The organism is Pseudoalteromonas sp. G4 (assembly GCF_028875915.1).
Taxonomy (GTDB): Bacteria; Pseudomonadota; Gammaproteobacteria; order Enterobacterales; family Alteromonadaceae; genus Pseudoalteromonas.
This window is the reverse complement of the sequence record NZ_JAPEHW010000059.1, coordinates 1-19,287: the sequence shown is the minus strand read 5'-3', so window position 1 is coordinate 19,287 and position 19,287 is coordinate 1. Positions and strand designations below refer to the sequence as shown.

The 19,287-nt window shown below is 40.2% G+C and carries 17 protein-coding genes; 8 read left to right on the top strand and 9 right to left on the bottom strand.

Features of this window, described 5'->3' with window-relative positions; genetic code table 11:
- Nucleotides 1–6: 6 nt before the first annotated feature.
- Entirely contained in the window at nucleotides 7–312 is a 306-nt protein-coding gene (locus ON073_RS15145) for an ArsR/SmtB family transcription factor (protein WP_274762724.1), read from the bottom strand.
- Nucleotides 313–447: 135 nt separating this feature from the next.
- On the opposite strand from ON073_RS15145, the gene ON073_RS15140 reads away from it, so the two are divergent.
- Both ON073_RS15140 and ON073_RS15135 read left to right on the top strand, forming a co-directional pair.
- Nucleotides 448–636: a YgaP family membrane protein gene (locus ON073_RS15140; RefSeq protein WP_274762723.1), complete on the top strand. Its 189-nt coding sequence runs from the start codon at nucleotides 448–450 to the stop codon at nucleotides 634–636.
- Nucleotides 637–638: 2 nt separating this feature from the next.
- Nucleotides 639–986, top strand: coding sequence for a rhodanese-like domain-containing protein (locus ON073_RS15135; protein ID WP_274762722.1), 348 nt, complete (start codon nucleotides 639–641; stop codon nucleotides 984–986).
- Between the two features lie 122 nt (nucleotides 987–1,108).
- On the opposite strand, the gene ON073_RS15130 is transcribed toward ON073_RS15135, so the two are convergent.
- On the bottom strand, nucleotides 1,109–1,690 hold the full coding sequence (locus ON073_RS15130; RefSeq protein WP_274762720.1) for an OmpA family protein: 582 nt from the start codon (nucleotides 1,688–1,690) through the stop codon (nucleotides 1,109–1,111).
- A gap of 71 nt (nucleotides 1,691–1,761) precedes the next feature.
- Nucleotides 1,762–2,535, bottom strand: coding sequence for a substrate-binding periplasmic protein (locus tag ON073_RS15125; RefSeq protein WP_274762719.1), 774 nt, complete (start codon nucleotides 2,533–2,535; stop codon nucleotides 1,762–1,764).
- Between the two features lie 356 nt (nucleotides 2,536–2,891).
- Here ON073_RS15125 and ON073_RS15120 point away from each other — a divergent pair, with 356 nt between their 5' ends.
- Both ON073_RS15120 and ON073_RS15115 read left to right on the top strand, forming a co-directional pair.
- Entirely contained in the window at nucleotides 2,892–4,031 is a 1,140-nt protein-coding gene (locus ON073_RS15120; RefSeq protein ID WP_274762717.1) for a sensor histidine kinase, read from the top strand.
- Nucleotides 4,024–4,965, top strand: a complete 942-nt coding sequence (locus ON073_RS15115; protein WP_274762716.1) for a histidine kinase — start codon at nucleotides 4,024–4,026, stop codon at nucleotides 4,963–4,965. The genes ON073_RS15120 and ON073_RS15115 overlap by 8 nt, the downstream gene beginning before the upstream one ends.
- On the opposite strand, the gene ON073_RS15110 is transcribed toward ON073_RS15115, so the two are convergent.
- From ON073_RS15110 to speA, 4 genes are all read right to left on the bottom strand, one after another.
- Nucleotides 4,955–6,145 (bottom strand): mechanosensitive ion channel family protein, encoded by a 1,191-nt coding sequence (locus ON073_RS15110; protein WP_274762715.1) that lies wholly within the window; start codon nucleotides 6,143–6,145, stop codon nucleotides 4,955–4,957. The genes ON073_RS15115 and ON073_RS15110 overlap by 11 nt on opposite strands.
- 13 nt (nucleotides 6,146–6,158) lie before the next feature.
- Complete coding sequence (locus tag ON073_RS15105; RefSeq protein WP_274762714.1) at nucleotides 6,159–7,070, bottom strand: acyltransferase; 912 nt, start codon at nucleotides 7,068–7,070, stop codon at nucleotides 6,159–6,161.
- Complete coding sequence (locus tag ON073_RS15100) at nucleotides 7,064–7,963, bottom strand: acyltransferase (protein ID WP_446728536.1); 900 nt, start codon at nucleotides 7,961–7,963, stop codon at nucleotides 7,064–7,066. Before ON073_RS15100 ends, ON073_RS15105 begins: the two co-directional genes overlap by 7 nt.
- Before the next feature lie 102 nt (nucleotides 7,964–8,065).
- Nucleotides 8,066–9,946 carry a biosynthetic arginine decarboxylase gene (speA, locus tag ON073_RS15095; RefSeq protein WP_274762712.1) on the bottom strand — a complete coding sequence of 627 codons (1,881 nt, stop codon included), beginning with the start codon at nucleotides 9,944–9,946 and terminating at the stop codon, nucleotides 8,066–8,068.
- Between the two features lie 165 nt (nucleotides 9,947–10,111).
- On the opposite strand from speA, the gene speE reads away from it, so the two are divergent.
- Together speE and ON073_RS15085 are read left to right on the top strand one after the other, a co-directional pair.
- On the top strand, nucleotides 10,112–10,972 hold the full coding sequence (speE, locus tag ON073_RS15090) for a polyamine aminopropyltransferase (protein WP_274762711.1): 861 nt from the start codon (nucleotides 10,112–10,114) through the stop codon (nucleotides 10,970–10,972).
- 166 nt (nucleotides 10,973–11,138) lie between these two features.
- Complete coding sequence (locus ON073_RS15085; RefSeq protein WP_274762710.1) at nucleotides 11,139–12,299, top strand: hypothetical protein; 1,161 nt, start codon at nucleotides 11,139–11,141, stop codon at nucleotides 12,297–12,299.
- 13 nt (nucleotides 12,300–12,312) lie between these two features.
- Here the strand turns inward: ON073_RS15085 and ON073_RS15080 are convergent, their stop codons facing one another.
- Together ON073_RS15080 and ON073_RS15075 are read right to left on the bottom strand one after the other, a co-directional pair.
- Entirely contained in the window at nucleotides 12,313–14,940 is a 2,628-nt protein-coding gene (locus ON073_RS15080) for a glycosyltransferase (protein WP_274762709.1), read from the bottom strand.
- Nucleotides 14,940–16,370 carry an HlyD family efflux transporter periplasmic adaptor subunit gene (locus ON073_RS15075; RefSeq protein WP_274762707.1) on the bottom strand — a complete coding sequence of 477 codons (1,431 nt, stop codon included), beginning with the start codon at nucleotides 16,368–16,370 and terminating at the stop codon, nucleotides 14,940–14,942. The genes ON073_RS15080 and ON073_RS15075 overlap by 1 nt, the downstream gene beginning before the upstream one ends.
- Before the next feature lie 191 nt (nucleotides 16,371–16,561).
- On the opposite strand from ON073_RS15075, the gene ON073_RS15070 reads away from it, so the two are divergent.
- Nucleotides 16,562–18,577, top strand: coding sequence for a glycoside hydrolase family 97 protein (locus ON073_RS15070; RefSeq protein WP_274762706.1), 2,016 nt, complete (start codon nucleotides 16,562–16,564; stop codon nucleotides 18,575–18,577).
- Between the two features lie 185 nt (nucleotides 18,578–18,762).
- Nucleotides 18,763–19,266 carry a hypothetical protein gene (locus tag ON073_RS15065; protein ID WP_274762705.1) on the top strand — a complete coding sequence of 168 codons (504 nt, stop codon included), beginning with the start codon at nucleotides 18,763–18,765 and terminating at the stop codon, nucleotides 19,264–19,266.
- Nucleotides 19,267–19,287 lie beyond the last annotated feature (21 nt).

Here is a 19,287-nt window from a genome sequence, read left to right as displayed (position 1 = left end):
TTCCCTTTACTCTGATTGACAAAACATATCGTACAAAGCGTTTAACATGGCACTGACACGTTGATCAACAATACGATAATAAATAGTTTGTGCTTCACGGCGCGTTTCAACTAGCTTCGATTTACGCAAGCTTGCCAAATGTTGAGACAATGCTGATTGTGCTAACGGAATAATCTGGTTGAGTTCAGTGACACTGAGTTCACCTTGATTCAACGTACATAAAATCATTAAGCGATTTTTATTTGCCATCAACTTTAAAAATTGCTCTGCATCTGCCGCATTTTCAAGCATTTTTTCCATATCTAACATCATAGGCATCAATTCAATATTCTCAAAATTGAGTAAAGTATATGTCGTTATATTAGAAAAGTCTAATATTAGAGTTTACTAATTTAGGTTTTACTAATATATTTAATAACAAGTTCTACTTTAAGTTAGGTTTTCTATATGAAAGTTAATGACGCACTAAGATTAATTGCTGGCGTAATGCTAATTGTATCGCTATTACTCACACACTTTGTGCACCCAAATTGGGTGTTCTTCACGCTATTTATTGCTATAAATTTATTACAATCAGCGTTTACTAAATGGTGTCCTATGATGACCATTTTGCGTAAATTTGGCTTGGAGGATTAAGCATGCTAAAGACAATTCCCGATCTTATTAAGCTCGCATCAGAAAATGTAAAGAAAGTAGATTCAGCACAAGCAAAAGCTGAAATAGCACAAAATAATGGATTATTAATCGATGTTCGCGAACCAGCTGAACATGCCATTAAAAATGCCGTTGGTGCGATTAATATTCCACGCGGTGTACTCGAAATGAAGTTGGTAGAAATTGAAAAAGATGCTGACCGCCCTATATATCTTCACTGCGCGACCGGTGGTCGTGCCACACTTGCTGCAGAACAGTTGCAACGCGTTGGTTATAACAATGTAACGGTGATCAGCTGCAAAGCTGACAGTGTATGTGAAACATTTTGTTAGACTAGAGACTGTCTATTTTTGCAGTAGTTAACAAGTTCTAAAAAGGCTTCCATGTGGAAGCCTTTTTAAGTAATTACGCCTTATGCTTGGTTAGGCACAATTTGCACTTCTACACGGCGGGTTTATTCATTGCTCGCCACCGGTCGCATTTCACCATAACCTGTTACCGATAAACGCTCACTCATGATCGACTGGTTTACTAGGTACTGTTGTACGCTACGAGCACGACGCTCTGACAGCGTTTGGTTATAGCTTTCACTTCCGCTACTATCGGTATGGCCTTCAATGCTCAAATAGGTCTTATCGTAATGATTTAGTACATTAGCAATTGTGTTTAAAGTATCGTGAAACTGTGGCGTAATTGTCGCCTGGTTCGTTGCAAATGTAATGTTAGATGGCATAACTAAACGCAAGTTGTCACCTTCCCTTACTACCTCAACACCTGAGCCTGATAACTGCTCTCGCATTTCAGCTTCTTGACGATCCATGTAATCACCAATCGCAGCACCCGCAATTGCACCTACTGCAGCGCCAATTACTGCGCGTTTATTTTTATGATTTGATGTTGATTTTCCAATTACAGCCCCTGTTACAGCACCGATCATTGCACCTTTTTCGGCATTAGTTGTAGCACAACCAGACGCAGCCAATGCAGCAGCTAAAATAGAAACGTTAAATAATTTACGTGGAGAGAAATAAGTCATTGTTTACTCTTTTTCTTTGGAGTTTTGTAAAATGTAATTTGATGTGACTGAATAAACGCTGAATCGGTCCGTTATTTTACATTAACAGGCGGAAGGTCATATAAATCGACTATTTGCGTTAATTCACCAGAGTTAGCAAGCTCTAGTAGGGCTGTTTGAACTCGAGAGATTAGTTTTTGATTTTCAGAGCGTTTTGATGCCACGGCAAAACCAAGAATAGGCTCATCATGGCGATAATTTAGTTTTTTCAAGCGATGAGAAGGTTGGTTTAACACACTTAAGGAATGATCTGCCGTCTGCTCAACCGCAATCACAATATCTAATCGACCTTTTAATAACAGATCCATCGCTACGCGTTCACTTTGTACCGCGACTTTATTTAGCTTTTTATCATTATCAAAACGGGCAAAATGAGCTGCACCACGCACTATACCAATGCGTTTGCCATATAAGTCTTGGTAGGAATTTACAGCAATATCGGTTTCAGTTTGCGCATAAAATACAAAGGGAGAATTCAAGACCATATAAGCAGGATCAAGAAACACCATATCTTGTTCACGCTCAGGGGTTTTAATAAACGCACCGCCAATATCAGCTTGACCAGCTTTGATTAGTTTTACACAGCGAGAAATTGGACAAGGGGTTAACTGTAACGACACATTCAATTGCTTTGAAATACGCATCATAATATCGATAAGCAAACCGCGCGGGCGTGTTTCACCTAAGGTGTAACTATATGGAGGAGCATGATCAACGGCCACCACTAATCGCTCATGCGCCATTAAGGGCGATGCGAACAATAACGTCGCGAGCGTTATGAAATGTATTAAGTGTCTAAAGTTCACAATTCTGCCTTACTACAGTGTGTCAAAAAGTCCTTGTTCTGCGGTTGCATACGGTTTGATTCTAGCCAAAAAGACAATCTAAAAAAACCCTAAAATGCGATATTTACCTAAGCCAAATGTAAGAATTTCTGAATTTACAGATGGTTATTCAAAACAACTTACACTTTTTTATTAGTATATTTGCTTTATTTAAGCAGGCAACATAAAAACCATAAAACCACGATTTACTTGGCCTTCCCCAATATCGGAAATTTTATAAGAACCTTTAACAAACAATTGGCTATTCAAACTATTATTGCCATTTTTTCCAAAAAGCTATATTTTGCAAGCAGATTTCCCTCAACATCAGGTGACACTTGCATTGGTTGGCAAAATATAAAGTGGCAATAGGCGTTAATCTATTACTATTTTCACTTATACTTCTTATCAGTTTTGCCTGGCAATCGGCTCCCTTACGCATTGAGGGTATAGATACTGCTCGCTTGTTACACTACAGCGTGCATATCATTATCATCCCAATTATCTGCATTTATTTGCCACTCAAATACATCAGGCAAAAATATTCCAGTGGTAAAAGAGCTTACCTTGCTGGTCTGGTGCTTTGTGTATTGGCAGGCCTTATCAGTGCGACTTACACCCACACAATTTCTGTTCCAGGTAGTTTTCTATTTAAGATTGAAGGCGGCACAAAACAGGTAGATGATCCTGATTATGTGCAGGGCAGCGACACCAATTCATATATGGCTTTGACGATTACGACCAGCGTCTCTGGTTATGATAAGCCCCCTGGCCCTCTTTACTTTTACGTTGAAGCCTTTTTGCATAGCATTCTCTATTGTTTGTACATGCTGTGTTATTTGCAAGCCTTTGGTATTTTGCACAAACACAAATTAAAAGAACAACTTAAGCAACAACAACTCGATGTGCTGCAATATCAACTAAATCCGCACTTTTTGTTTAATTCACTAAACAGCATTCGAGGTATGTTGTATGAAGATGTCGGTGAGGCAAAAAAATTATTATTGGAATTTCGCCAGTTATTTAAGCATCACTTTGATAATAAGCGTCATTGTATTGCGTTAAAGCAAGAGATCTTACTTTGCCGCCATTACCTTAAACTTGAAAAAGTGCGATTTGAGGAGCGCCTCAACGTTGATATTTCAGTGCCTGATGCTTGTGAGGCTATGCTAGTTCCTAGCATGAGTATTTTCACCTTAATTGAAAATGCCATTAAGCATGGCATCGCGCAAATACCCCAAGGTGGCACAATCGCCATTTCAGTTCATCAGCAAGCTAAAAAGCTTTGTATTAGTGTGTGCAACCCTATTAATTTAAGCGCTCGCCAAGCTGATGGCACGCGTACCGGGTTAACCAATTTAGAATCACGGTTAGCACTATTGTATCGAGATAATTTCACCATCAATTCTGAACGAACCAACGACCAGTTTAGAGTTGAGCTGCAAATACCAATTAAAAAGGATAAAAGCGGTGAATAAGTCAAACGATTACTATATTGCGCAAGGTATAATCACCGCATTAATACTGTTTTTCCCATTAGTAGCAGTCACTTTTATTGCGCCTGAAAAGTTAATTAAGTACGCCCATGAATGGCTACTATACACACTGATGTTAGTGTCTGTCTGGCATTTTGTAACCCGTCGCTTTATCAAACGTATGCTACAAAAACAACGCTTCTATCGCGCTTTAGTGGTGCTTAGTGCGGTGATTATCTCAGTGGCGATTCTCTACCTACCAAACATGCTGCTTAGTTATATTTGGTATGTTGAACCTGCAGATCGCGAACAACTGGTAAGATTATTAACAAAATTTAATATATTTCTTAGCTTTGTTTGGACGATTGGCTATGTAAGTGCGCAAGCAGTTCGTGAGAAAACAAGTATCGAAAAGAGCATTCGTCATCACACTTTGAAGATGCTCTCACAACAAGTACAGCCCGCATTTCTTTATCAATGCTTAGACAATATCGAAGCGCTGATGGATAAAAATATTGATAGCGCAAGTGAATCAATTACAGATTTAGCAGAGCTACTGCGCTACAAGCTGCAAGCAGGAAAACAAGACTTAGTGGAATTGCAACTAGAGCTCAATGCGTTGGGTTATATGCAGCGCTTGGCAAACGCTGGGGATTTAACCGTCTCTGTGACACCAGACCTTGCTGAGCGCTCAATCACAGTGCCGCCGTTATTAGTTTACAACTTGCTTTATATGTTGAATTTAAAGGTCTCACAACCACTTCACCTTGAAGTTGTGATGGCACAAGAAAGTTGTATTTTGCAGGTTTCGGGGTTTAGTTTTCAGCCGCGTTTAATTATGTCTCGCATCAAGCATAATTACGCAGAGTTTTTTGCCAGCCAACAAGCAAGCATTAGCTACCACAATAAAGTACTTAGCCTAACAATTAACGGGTAAATTGACCGCTCATATACTGGTAAGGACGCAATGCAAAAAGCGGCAAGGTTGCCAGTAAATGATCTATGATATCTGCTTGTAAATGCTCATATGGGATCCAGCGTTTATCTGCACTAAAGCAATATATCTCGATAGGTAAACCTTCTGCACTAGGTGCAAGCTCTCTGACCATTAAGGTAAGGCTATGATTAAGCGCTGTGTGTTGGCGTAAATATTCTTCTGCATAAACACGAAATAACCTGACATTACTTTTGCTAAGCGCTTCATGCAGTTGCTCTTGCTCTAATACATCACAAATAACACTGTGCTTTTTCAAGCCTTCGACAAATTCATTGTCAATAATGCGAATACTGTTTAAATCAAGGTTAATAGCACGCTTAATACGACGCCCACCTGATTCCTGCATGCCACGCCAATTTTTAAATGACTGCGAAATCAAAGCATAAGTTGGTACTGTGGTAATGGTTTTATCCCAATTACGCACCTTAACCGTGTTGAGGCCAAGCTCTTCAATTTCACCATCGGCACCATATTGGTCTATTTGGATCCAATCGCCATCCGCTACTAAACGATTTGCAGCTATTTGAATGCTCGCTACAAACCCTAGTATGGTGTCTTTAAATACTAACAGTAGCATGGCTGCCAGAGCACCAAAGCCTGAAAGAATATAGGCTGGCGATTTATCCAATAACACACTAATCACTAAAATCGAGGTAACGATAAAGGTAATTAGTTTTACCACCTGAATAATACCCAAAATAGGCACATCCTTGGCAAAACTAAGCTGATTATAAGCCGCCCCAGAAATGCCGATCAGTGAGCTAAAAATAAAGCCACTGTAAATCACCGCAAGAATTTGCCCTACCGTATTATAAAACAGCTCAGCCTCTTCGCCTGGCAGATAAAAATAATGAAAGCTTGAAAGAAATGCCACACAGCAAATAAAACCAGCTAAACGCCTATTTAATTTAGTGAGTAGTGGTTTTAGTTGGCCTAAACGATGAGGGGAAATATAGACAGCGAGCTTTTCAAAACTCGGTAAAATTAAGTGCCTAGCAACAAAATAAAGCACTATCAGCAGTAAAATACCGGAGCAAATAGAAAGCACTTTTGGTAACCAGCCAACGTGAGGGAAGGCTTCCGTTAGCCACGGGGCTAATAGCGATTCTATTTTGCTCATAATAATCCCTTTATTAACTTGAATGTGCCGGTGTTACTTTCGGTAACTGCGGGTTCTCTTGCATCAGTGCAATTTGCAGGTCTTTGGTTTGCCAAATATCATTGAGTTTTTGTTGAAACTCAACTCTAAACTCGCGGTCATGCTGATAATTACCCATTAAATCTGGCGAGATCGGCTGCACTTTGATATCGACATGAATTTTAGTGAGTTTACCAAATAGCATATCCTTGCAAATCGTTTCAGAGGTACCGTGATATACAATGCTAGTATTGAGTAAGCCGTCCATTTTCTCACCAAGCACTTCCAACGCAAAGGCAATACCCCCTGCTTTTGGCTTCAGCAAGTGCTTAAAAGGGCTGCGCTGTTTTTGATGTTTTTCGGAAGTAAATCGCGAGCCTTCAACAAAATTAATAATGGTTGTTGGGTTTAATCGGAAATGACGACAAGCACGTTTGGTGCGCTCTACATCCATACCTTTTAGTTTTGGGTTTTTAGCCACTTTGGCTTTACTCACGCGCTTCATAAATGGCATATCCATCGCCCATGCCCCAGCACCAACAAATGGCACCCACTTAAGCTCATCTTTTAAAAAGAATTTCGGCGCAGGCAAACGACCAAGGCCACTCAATACCATAATGTCGAGCCAGCTCTGGTGATTTGAAATCAGTAAGTACCAAGCACTCTCGTCTAACTCACCTTCAACATCAACTTGCCAATTATCACATGCAAGCCAGACCCCAAAATAGTTACCCTTACACCAACCTTTATAAGCAAGGTGCAATACATCACGGATAAGTTGAATCGGCAAAACAATTTTTAATAGTCCTAACAAAAAGACAATAGCGCCCCATAACACGACATTGCCTACAAGCACAGTAAACACAATTGGCGCAAGCAACACACCCGGTAAAAATCTGGCTAGCATGATACTTCCTCAGCTGCTTGAGTATGCTTTAACTCAGCCAATTGCTGATCTTTATCTTGCCATAAGTCGTTAAGTTCGTTTTGAAATTGCACGCGGAATTCAGAGTCATTTGAATAGTTACCAACCCAGTTTGACGACACTGGTTTAACTTCAATATGTACGCGGATTTCAGGTACTTTACCTGCCAAGTAGTCAAAAAAGGTTGGCGTTCCTTTCGGATAACAAATTGTGACATCTACGAGCTTATTCAGTTGCTCACCCATTGCTTCCATAACAAACGCAACGCCGCCTGCTTTAGGTTTTAATAAGTTATCGAACTGACTTTTTTGACGAGTATGCTTGACTTTAGTGAAACGCGTACCTTCTACAAAGTTAACAATACTCACCGGTACATGCTTAAACTTAGCGCAGGCTTTTTTTGTGGTTTCCATATCTTTGGTGCGCAGCGATGGATTTTTCTTTAGCTGGCTTTTACTCGCTCGTTTCATAAATGGGAAATCGAGCGCCCACCATGCCAAACCTAAAAATGGCACATAGATCAGCTCTTTTTTAAGAAAGAAATTAAGGAAAGGGATTTTCTTATGCAATACACGCTGCATAACAAGTATATCGACCCAAGATTGATGATTAGCCACCACCAAATACCAGTCTTTATAAGTGAATTCTGGGTTACCTGTAATAACCAATTTCGTCGGTGTAAAAATATACTGAATTATGCTGTTGGTGCCAACCCAGCGGCTCGCGCACCATTTCGCAACAAGGCTCCACATTGCCTGCCATGGTTTAATTGGCAATAGCTTTAGTACACCTGCAATAAAAATAGGCACAAACCAAAACAGGGTGTTTACTGTGTAAAACAGTAATGAAATTAGGGCTCTTAAATAATACAACATCACACAACTTATCTAATTTATTGGATGAACAAGCTAAAAAAGGCCATATTTTAGCCTTTTTTAGCGCAGCAATAAATAGCCAGACTCCTGTCTTACAGCTGGTCAGTCTTCAAAGTAGGTGTAACCACTAAGTCCAGCTTCTAACTCTTCTAAATACGCTTGCTGTAAATCATTCGATAGATTACTGGCCGCGAGACGATTCTGGTAATTAGTTTTTAACGCGCTTTCGTTGTAATGCACATACTTAAGTACGTCTTTTACACTGTCACCCTTAAAGGCATTGGTAAGTGCAAACCCATTGTCATTTAGCTCAATATGCACTGAATCTGTATCACCAAAGAGGTTGTGTAAATCACCTAAAATCTCTTGGTAAGCCCCCACCATAAACATCGCAAGGTGATACTGCTCACCAGGTTTGTAAGGAGGGATCGGCAAGCTTGCTTCAATACCAGCACCGTCCACGTATTCACGAATTTGACCATCAGAGTCACACGTAATGTCTTGAATAATCGCACGCTGCGAACACGCTTCATCTAAGCGCTCAATTGGCATCACTGGGAATAACTGTTGAATACCCCATACATCCGGTAATGATTGGAATAATGAGAAATTAACAAACAACTTATCTGCAAGCTTCTCATTTAAATCATCTATCACCTCACGATGCGAACGAGCATTAATACTTAGTTGTGCTCGCACTGCACGAAGAATATCAAAATATAAGGTTTCAATTTGCGACCAATCGGTCATCGATAATAACCCGTGCACGTATTGCTCATGTGCTTCGCTAAACAAGTGCATTGCATCGTGGTAAATTTCAAGCGCTAACCGCGGCGTTAAGCGCTGTTTCGCTTGCCACATTTCTTGCAGTACTTGAGGCGAGCTATCTGAAAGCACAATATCACTGTTTAATTTTGGTGCTTCTTCAACATCAATAACATCTGTGATGAGTACCGCATGATGCGCTGTAAGCGCACGTCCTGATTCAGTAATAATGTCCGGCTGCGGCAGATTATTCGCTTCACAGGTATCAGCAAAGGTATTTACAACATTGCGCGCATACTCCGCCACAGTGTAATTCATCGAGCACGAATTACGTGAACCAGAGCCTTCGTAATCCACACCTAAACCACCGCCGACATCAATCGTTTTAAGCGCCACACCCATTTGGCAAAGCTCAGCATAATGACGTGCACACTCTTTTAATGCACGGTGAATATCACGAATATTCGCAATTTGTGAACCAATGTGGAAATGCACAAGTGTAAGTAAGTGCTCTTTTCCTACTTTTTTCAAACGCTCAATGGCGCTCAACACTTGGCTAGCAGTAAGACCAAATTTGCCTTTTTCACCACCGGTATTTTGCCATTTCCCTTTACCCACAGAGTTAAGGCGAATACGAATACCAATGCCAGGTTCGATATCTAAAGTTTCAATTTCTTGCAATAACACATCAAGCTCTGAGAGCTTTTCAACAACAATATTGACGTCATGGCCCATCGCTTGGCCAATACACGCTAAACGCAAAAATTCACTGTCTTTGTAGCCATTGCAAACGATTTTAATTGGCTTCTCCGCTACACCTAAAATCGCCATTAGCTCAGGCTTAGAACCTGCTTCAAGGCCTACTTTGTTGCTTTGATGAGCAAGCAGCTTTTTTACTACTGACGACTGCTGATTAACTTTAATGGGATAAACACAGGTGTATTTGCCCTGATAATTTCGACTTTGTTTTGCATCCGCAAACGCACCAACTAGCGTATCAACACGCGACTGTAAAATATCAGTAAAACGAACCAACACAGGTAAGGTTAAGCCTTGTTCCTTAAATTGCTCAGTTAACTGCGCTAAAGAAACACCTTGCTTTGTCTGATCCTTATCAGGAAATGCTACCAGCTCACCTTGTTCATTAATATCAAAGTAACCTTCACTCCAGTGAGCAATATTATAAGTTTCACGTGCGTTTGTTATAGCCAATGTCATCTCTTTATAAAGTCATCTAATTGAGAATATTTTAATTTGCTTTTCAGCCTCTAGCCATAAAAATTAAATTGTTCGGCTATAATTTTATTTTCTAATTGAGTCACGCGCATTTCACTGGCAAAATTGCCGCGATTTTTAAACATACAATGGTAAGTGAAAACTACTATGTCTAATTTAGATGCTAATACTTGGTTCACTGAAATAAGTGATCGTGATGGCAGTGCTTTTTCACTGCGCATCAATAAAAAACTAGAGTCAAAACAATCGCCTTTTCAACTTGTTGAAATGTATGAAACAACAGACTTTGGTAATTTAATGATTATTGATGGCTGCACTATGGTTAGTACACGCGAAAACTTTTTCTATCATGAAATGATGAGCCACCCTGCATTGTTTTCACACCCAGCACCGAAGAACGTTGTGATCATTGGCGGTGGTGATTGCGGTACATTACGCGAAGTACTTAAACACCCAAGTGTTGAAACCGTTCATCAAATTGACATTGACGAAGTGGTAACTGAAATGTCGTTGAAATACTTCCCTGAATTATGTGAGTCGAACAACGACCCACGCGCAACCGTGATGTTTGATGATGGCATTAAGTTTATGGCTGAAGCAGCACCAGAATCTATCGATGTTATTATTGTTGATGGTACTGACCCAGTAGGTCCTGGTGAAGGTTTATTTAACCATGCGTTTTATACTAGCTGCCTAAAAGCACTGCGTTCTGGCGGTATCTTAATTCAGCAAAGTGAATCACCATTAATGCACCAGCAATTACTGCGTGAAACACGTGCAGCAATGTTAGAGGTTGGTTTTGCCGATTTACAAACGTTGCCATTCCCACAGCCAATTTACCCATCGGGTTTATGGTCAGCAACGATGGCGCGCAAAGGTGAAAACTTCACAGCGTTCAGAGCTGAAGATGTTGAAAATGCAGCATTTGATACTGAATACTACAACGTAGGCATTCACCAAGGCGCATTAGCAACACCTAACTTCTTAAAGCGTGCATTAGCTAAGTAAGTGTTACAGAGGCGATAACTTTATTCGTGTTCGCCTCTATCTTTTATTAAAACCAATACAATTCCCTGTTACTTCTGCAGTTATTGTTTACAATACATACACGGCTTCACTAGCGATATTCGTAATGAAATATTTATTCCTACTCTGTCTCGTCTTGCCTTTCAAAATGCTTGCGAACATTAAGTTTGACCAGTCTTATCAACAAACACCTAAGCGCCAAGGAGTTGCCCAACTAGCATCGCAAAACAATGCAAGTAACCTTAAAATAAAAGAATTATTGGATGATGACGCTCCGTTTACAGGGCTTTATCTTAGAGTTGAAGGCAAAAAAAGCTTAGACAGTGATTATTTCGATAAAAGAGTTGGGATAGACTTCGAAATTTTTGAAAACGGTTACTACGAATCTTATCGAGAAAACTTAAAAAAGCGCCAAGAAAGTCAGCTAGAGAACTTACAACAGCAAAACAACATTCAACTTAAAGCCCTCGATGCAACATTTCATCGCCTAAATTTGATGAAAAACCTAGTTAATCGCAAGTTACAACGAAAACAAACGGCACTTCTATACGCTTTAAAAGAAAACAATAAACGTCAGCTTGAACAAGCCTTAATTACAAAATCGCAATTCTCTGAGATTGAACTCGCATTAAAGCAATCTATTTTATTAGAGCAATATACACAGAAGGCTGCTATCGAAAAAATACCTGAAGACTGGTTAATATGGCTCAATAATATTGAAAATCTAGAACTAAAAGCTTCCTCTAAACTCATCGAGATGGCGCTAGAACGTTCAGTAGATGCAAAAATACAAGACCTAATGATCGCACGCTCAGATAATCACCCAGGGTATCTTGATAACCTTAAGGTAAAAGTATTTTACGAACAACGAGACGACAGCAGGCTCAATGTAGATAAAGAGTCAGTCATAGGTCTACAAGCTCGCATACCTATCGACTTTAATACCTCTCGCGACGAACTCGTAACACTGAAAAAAAATAGCTATCGACTGCAGAAGCGAGTGATTACAGAACGTTTAATGCAAAAAGTTGATAGCTTAAAAAACCAGTTTTTCTATCATCAAAGCAAATTACAACATTTACTAAACCAGCACCAAGCGCTTGAAGTTCAAAGGCTTGAAGCGGTACAGCAGCTCCAGGTTGATTTAACGGGGTTACGTTATACACCTGAAAATACACTCAACCGCTTAGCGCTTGAAAAAGTAAAGTCACAACAAGCAATACTTTTAGCACGTCTGGATAATTTAGCGCTGCTTAAACACATACAAAGTACAGTGGGATCATCACAATTAGATCAACTTTTGCAATAACAGTTCATCTCTTTTATTGATCTACTTCGTTGCCAGGCCCATCAGGTGGTGCCCAATGCGCATCGTTAGGCGTGCGATACACCGTTGGCCAAGGATGCTGCTTTGGAAGCGTAAAATACACCTTAGAGACACGGTTATGGTGGCTGTAACCACCATGGAAGTTAATATCAACCGCTGTGTTTAAATTGCTTATTTGGTTGTAACTAGCGCCCCACTGAAAAACAATGTGGCGAATTCCAGACACGGTGAAGCTAGTCAACTGACAATGGTGCGAGCGCGCCAAGCGTACGTATGCTCGGCCGCCAACGCCTTTATTCCACGCATTTTTAATGCGTGCATTATCAACAACACACGCCAAACTATCATCTATTTTTAATGGGTGATTACCAGCATCAAACAAATTGATGTTTTCCATCGTGATGCGGTCTGTCCACTTTAAACTAACTAAGTTTACGAGATGATTGTTATGCATGTTTTCGTACTTATAAGCCACATCTGTAATATCTTGCTGCGGTACGTTGTAGCGCACAGTTAACCCTGAGAGATGAGTATTAGACACCATGTCTAACGGATAAATTTGAATTTTTCTGCGATCTAATAACACCTCGTCCAGCGGATAGGCTAAAGTCACCGTATTACCCTCAATACTTTCTATTCGATTAATTTGCCGCCTTAGTTTCGGGTATTTTTTTGCCCACTTAATACTATTAATCTGATGGAGAAATTGCGCATCATTCTCCATGGTAAATAATAAGCTTTGCCCGACCTTTAATCGCCCAACGCTTTCGCTATTAAAGCTTAAACGCGCTAAATGCTTTATCGACTTCAGTGAATTTAACTGACCACCACCAACAATATTAATCACGCTACGCTCTTTTTCGTCGGCTGAAAATTCAGCTACTAACTGACTGTTATTTCCTGAAATTGTGATATTAGATTGTGTGATCAGTAACGGCTTAGCAAGGTTAATCGTGCCGCTTGGCAACACTAATTTTTGCCCCTCCTGCAATTGCAAAATAGCATTTTGTAATGCATCCGTGTCATCGCGATGATCATTCGCGGTAACACCAAAATCACTTGCTTGCAGTACATTTGACGGAACTTGTGAGGTAAGCGCCCAAGCTTGAGGCAAACTAATCAACTTATAAGCATAAGCCATAAATGCAAAAAACACGGTAAAGGAAAGTAGGTACAAAAATGTTGGTAAGTAAGGTGCAAACCAATGCTTTATCATCACTCGGTTGTGATCCGCCTTTTGCACTTCGCTCCCTTTGGACCATGATTGCTCGCCCAAATGGTAAAACGCTTTAATTTTAATAAATGCGCCAACCCACTGGTTATAAAGCATTAGTGGAATAGTAAGCAGGCTTACAGGGTGACCACGATAGGCGATAACCATCATCTGAGTCGTTCTTACAATTAATACCCAAGCGAGGTAAAACGGTAAGTAAAAAATACTTTTACTAATCGCAAGGCAAATCGCCCCAACCAACCCCACCAGTGAGGTCCACATCGACAAACGCTGATCGAGTACCGCAAACCAAATAAATATCCCTATTTTTTTCCAACCCAGTTGCAGCGTGCGATTGTTATTTCTTAACGTATTACCATACCAGCGAAACGGTAAGTTAACGCTCAAATTAAGAAACGAGGCATCACGACTCTCAAGTGAGTAAACCAGTACATCGGGTAAATACAGCATATTCCAGCCGTCTTTCAATAACATAAACCAACTGGTTTTATCATCCCCCATTAAAAATCGAAACGTGCCATGCGCCCAGTGGCTGACCACATCATTTTCCATTTTGCCGATAAACTCTTCCGTGCAAATCGCTTTGGTACGAAACATCGAAAACCGCCCAGTCAGCGTCAATACCTTATTAGATAGTGCGTGCGATTGAAATAGCACATGGCGTTGGCCAAACTTCAAGTTAAACCAGTCTTTATACCATTTAGATTTGGTATTTATATATGCTAACTCATTGGTTGTAAGTGCACCCAAATCATTGAAACAGCTGAAAAATGGTAAAGTGTTACGCAACGTCTCAGCTTCAAGGTAACTATCGCCATCCATAAATATAGTGACGCTATTAGCTTCTTCATTATAACGCCTAGTTACGGCACGTAAGGCATGCCCCATGGCAATGCGTTTGCCTTCACTTTGCCTTTGGAAAACAAGCTCGGCTTTAGTGTGAGCTGGGTGAGCCTGAAAGGTTTGCGCTATTATCGCATCGTCTTCATCTGAGCCTGTTGCAACAATTAATGTCGCAGTACATGGCACATCAGACAAGTTTGAAAGTATCGATTGAAACGTCTCAATTGATACCCATGCTTCTTCTTTGTATGAGGGTATAACAAAAAAGATATGCTCAGGAAATTTATCTTGCTCGGATAATTGCGCTACTTGTGCTTTTAGCTTGGGATAATAGTAGTGACCATAAATAAATGCTCGTACATAATTGATTAGTTGCCAGCCGTATCGCCACATGGCAAACGCACCCACCACGATAATTGCCTCGCCTTTAATCTCAGCAATATGCGGCAACAACAGCGCGATTAAAACAAATGCGATTGATAGATAAAATAATGCAGGCCATACAAGTGAAATCAGTCCTTCTCTACGCCCATAACGCTGTAACATTAAAACATCTCAAAAGTATCAACCCAAACTTTTGCTCGGGTAAAAGGCGGTAACGAGACAGCGCTGTCAAAAGTCAACTTTACAATGCCTTGATTTGTATTTTTAGGGTAAAAGTCTGTTAAATCCATTGGAATGGACTGACGTCCGAAAGATACTATATGAGCATTAAGTTCGGTCTTTGTTTTGGGAATATACACCCTAGCACTTTGCCCTAATTTAAGAGATAACATCTGCTCATTAGGTACAACAATTATTAAAAATGGCGTTTGTTTGGTTTCAACAACTGCAACAACATCATTTTCAGTTACATTAGCTCCAGTGTTAAAAGGCGTATTTACTAAACGACCCGCGACAAGGCTAGTAACCGACCTCTTATGTTGCATTTCTAATAAACTAAGCTCTTGCTGTGCGATCAATAATTGTTCAGTAATACGCTGAGACGAGAGCAAATTGCTTTTTGATAATGCTTGTTCAGCCTCTAATTTAACACGTTCAATTCTTTGCTGTTCTTTTCGTAAGCTGACTAACGATTGTAACCAGCGATTTTCAATATAATCATAGTCTTTTTGGGTAAGCACATTATCTTTCAATAATAAGCGCGCTCGTTCTAGACTGGCTAAATGCCTGCTTTCTTGTTGCTTTAGCGGCGCAAGCAGCCCCTGCTCTATAGCAATCGACTCAGGAGCTTCATTTGAAAGTGCTTGTTTACTACTTTTTAAAACAGTGATTTTGTTATTGAGTTTTGCCAATTCAGTAGTAATGTCAGGATCAATAATGGTTGCAATAACATCATTTTCTTCGACCGACGCTCCTTCCTTTAAATACATCGACTCTAACACGCCTGACTTATTTGCTTTTACAACATAGGTATTTCCGAGTACTACTCCTGTGCTCTTGACTTCATAGTTTATCTTGTAAAAAAGTGAGAACCCCAGTACTAATAAGAAAAGCAACGCAAACGACAAAACTAACTTACTACGAAAGCTAAATTGCCGCGTTAAGGCCAGGGTATTGACGTCACTTAAGTTGAGCGCAGTGTTTATTGGACTAGCGACAACAGGAGCTGTAGCGATTGCTACGAGATCTTCAACATTTTCCAACTTGCCTTCAATAACTTGCTCGATGTAGTGACGAAGTAAACGCTTGTGTTTATGGCTTAAGTTATCAAATGCAAAGCCAATGTTACCATTAACCATGTTTTTACAAATCAGCGTCACACTGATCGCAAGTGTCGAATCAGTAATTGGAAATATTATTCTTGCTGGAATTTTTTGCTCTACTTCTAATTCAAGAGGACATTCTAGAATTCCAATTCCGTCTACAGACCAATCTTTGCTTTCATAAACGTGTTTATCTATCTCCACTAATAATGGAACAGAAATACGATGAGCTTTACGTTTGGAGTTTTTTTCTGAAACAATATGAGCCAAAATGGACCCTCAGCAAGAGTGACATCAACTTAATAAGTTTACCACACAAGTACAAATTGGGATGATCTACAATCAAAAATATTAAAAGCTGAACTGCAAACGCAAAAAATGAATACGTTTGCAAGTGCTGGTGTCATTTTTGCCAAACTTTTACTCTTGTTATCCCCACATTGACAACAAGTGATACAAAAATGAAAAAAGCACTTTTTCTGCTTCTACTTGCGCCGTGCCTGCAGGCGAAAACCGTTTCGGTTAATTCACCAAATCAACAATTAAAAGTTGTCGTCAGTGATGATGCTGAACTGCCAACTTACCAAGTTACTTTTAATAAAAACACCATCATCATGCCGTCAACCTTGGGCTTTACTTTTCGAGAGCATACGGCGCTTGGTCATAATGCTGAGATTGTAAGTTCAAGCATTTCATCACATGATGAGACTTGGCAGCAGCCTTGGGGAGAACGCCACAATGTGCGCGATAATCACAACCAATTGGCAATAACGTTTAAACAACAAAACGCTACTTTTAATGTCACCTTTAAAGTATTTGATGATGGCATTGGCTTTCGTTACCAATTAGCTGAAGATCAGGGTTATAAATACGCAGAAATCAGCAAGGAATTAACCCAATTTAACCTTTCAGATTCAAACACGACAACATCATGGTGGATCCCAGCGCGCGAATGGAACCGCTATGAGTATGTTTACAACAAAACACCGCTTAATTTAGCGCGTCATGTGCATACGCCAGTCACCTTTAAACGCAATGACAATATTCATATTAGCATTCATGAAGCGGCGTTAGTCGACTTTGCTGCAATGACACTGAAACAAGGTCGTGATGGCCAGTTTAACGCTGATTTAACGCCATGGAGTGATGGCTCGTTAGTTAAAACCACTGACGGTTTTACAACACCCTGGCGCACCATTCAAATTAGTGATTCAGCTGTTGGCTTAGCTAACTCAAACCTCATTCTAAATCTCAATGAGCCTAACAAATTAGGTAATGTTGATTGGGTAGAGCCAAGCAAATACGTAGGTATTTGGTGGGGTATGCACATTGGCGAAAACACTTGGGGTAGCGGGGAAAAACATGGCGCTACCACAAAACTCACTAAAGAATACATCGATTTTGCAGCTCAAAATGGCTTTAAAGGTGTTTTAGTAGAGGGTTGGAATATTGGCTGGGATGGTGATTGGTTTCACAACGGTGATGTATTTAATTTTACCCAAGCCTACCCTGATTTTAACTTTGCTGAGTTGGCAAACTACGCCACAGAAAAAGGTGTTGCGATTGTTGGGCACCATGAAACATCCGGCAATGTAAGCAACTACGCAAATCAAATGGAAGATGCTTTTGCACTTTACCAAAAGCACGGTGTTAGCCAAGTTAAAACCGGCTATGTAGCTGATGGCGGTAATATTAAACGTGTTGATAAAAACGGCCAAGTTCATCGCGAGTGGCATGATGGTCAATTTATGGTGAACGAATACTTAGCCAACGTAACCCTTGCTGCAAAACATAAAATTAGCATTAATACCCACGAGCCCATTAAAGACACAGGCTTACGCCGCACTTATCCAAATTGGATTTCGCGTGAAGGTGCACGTGGTCAAGAGTACAATGCATGGGGCACACCACCAAACCCACCTAGTCATGTGCCAACATTAGCTTTTACCCGCATGCTGTCAGGCCCAATGGATTTCACGCCAGGCATCTTTGATTTATCGTTTAACGGTTTAGGAAGTGATACTAATCGCCCTCAAACCACATTGGCAAAACAGTTAGCACTGTATGTTGTGCTTTTTAGCCCAATTCAAATGGCGGCCGATTTACCACGTAATTACCTTGCCAAGCCTGAAGCATTTCAATTTATTAAAGATGTGCCGACAGACTGGCAAGAGAGTAAAGCGATTGCTGGTGAAGTGGGCGAATTTATCGTATTTGCGCGACAAGATAAGCATTCTGATGACTGGTATATCGGTGCGGTCACGAATGAACATGCACGTACTGAGAAAATCAAACTCAATTTTCTAGAGCCAAATCGCAAGTACGTGGCACAAATATACAGCGATGGTGAAAACGCAAACTGGATAGATACACCTTACGAAATGGCAATCTACAGTAAAACCGTTACGCACAAAGACGAACTTAGACTAAAAATGGCCGCAGGCGGCGGTGTTGCTATTCGTTTTAAAGCACTTTAAAGAACTTTATTTTCTGCAACAATTACTTGCTTATGCCATAAGGCATACCAAAGCCCTAACCAATGTTAGGGCTTTTCTTTTGCCACGTTTTCACTAAGCTTAATAAACAACAAAATTTTTGCTGCGTTATTAAAAAACCCATAAACACAGAATTACTCACTAACAATAAAATGAAAGAGAACCCAATGAAAAAACGACTTGTTATCGGCATCGCTTTGTTACTACAAACCTTCGCCAGCCATGTTAATGCGCTAGACGAAAAGCTAAAAATTTTCGAACCTTACTTAGGCACATGGGAATCTACCTTTAGTAATGGCGCTGTTGATGTAAGCCACTGGGAAAGTGCGCTAAATGGCACAACATTGCGCACCCTGCACTCTATAAATGACGGCGCATACGGTGGTGAATCACTGATTTTTTGGGACAATAAAAAACAAAAACTGGTGTTTTACTACTTCACAACAGCAGGGTTTTATACTCAAGGCGAACTTGAAATCACTGCTGAAAATGAGTTTGTTGCCTTTGAGGATGTAACAGGTAATAAAGAAGGTATCACGAAAGTAAAATCATCAAGTAAATTAACAAACGATAAAATTATCGTCAGCACCAGTTACTTTAAACAAGGTGAATGGACAGCGCCAGAATCTCGCAGTTACACGCGAACCACTAAAACCGTAAAATTTAAATAAAAGTATCACGCATAAAAAAGC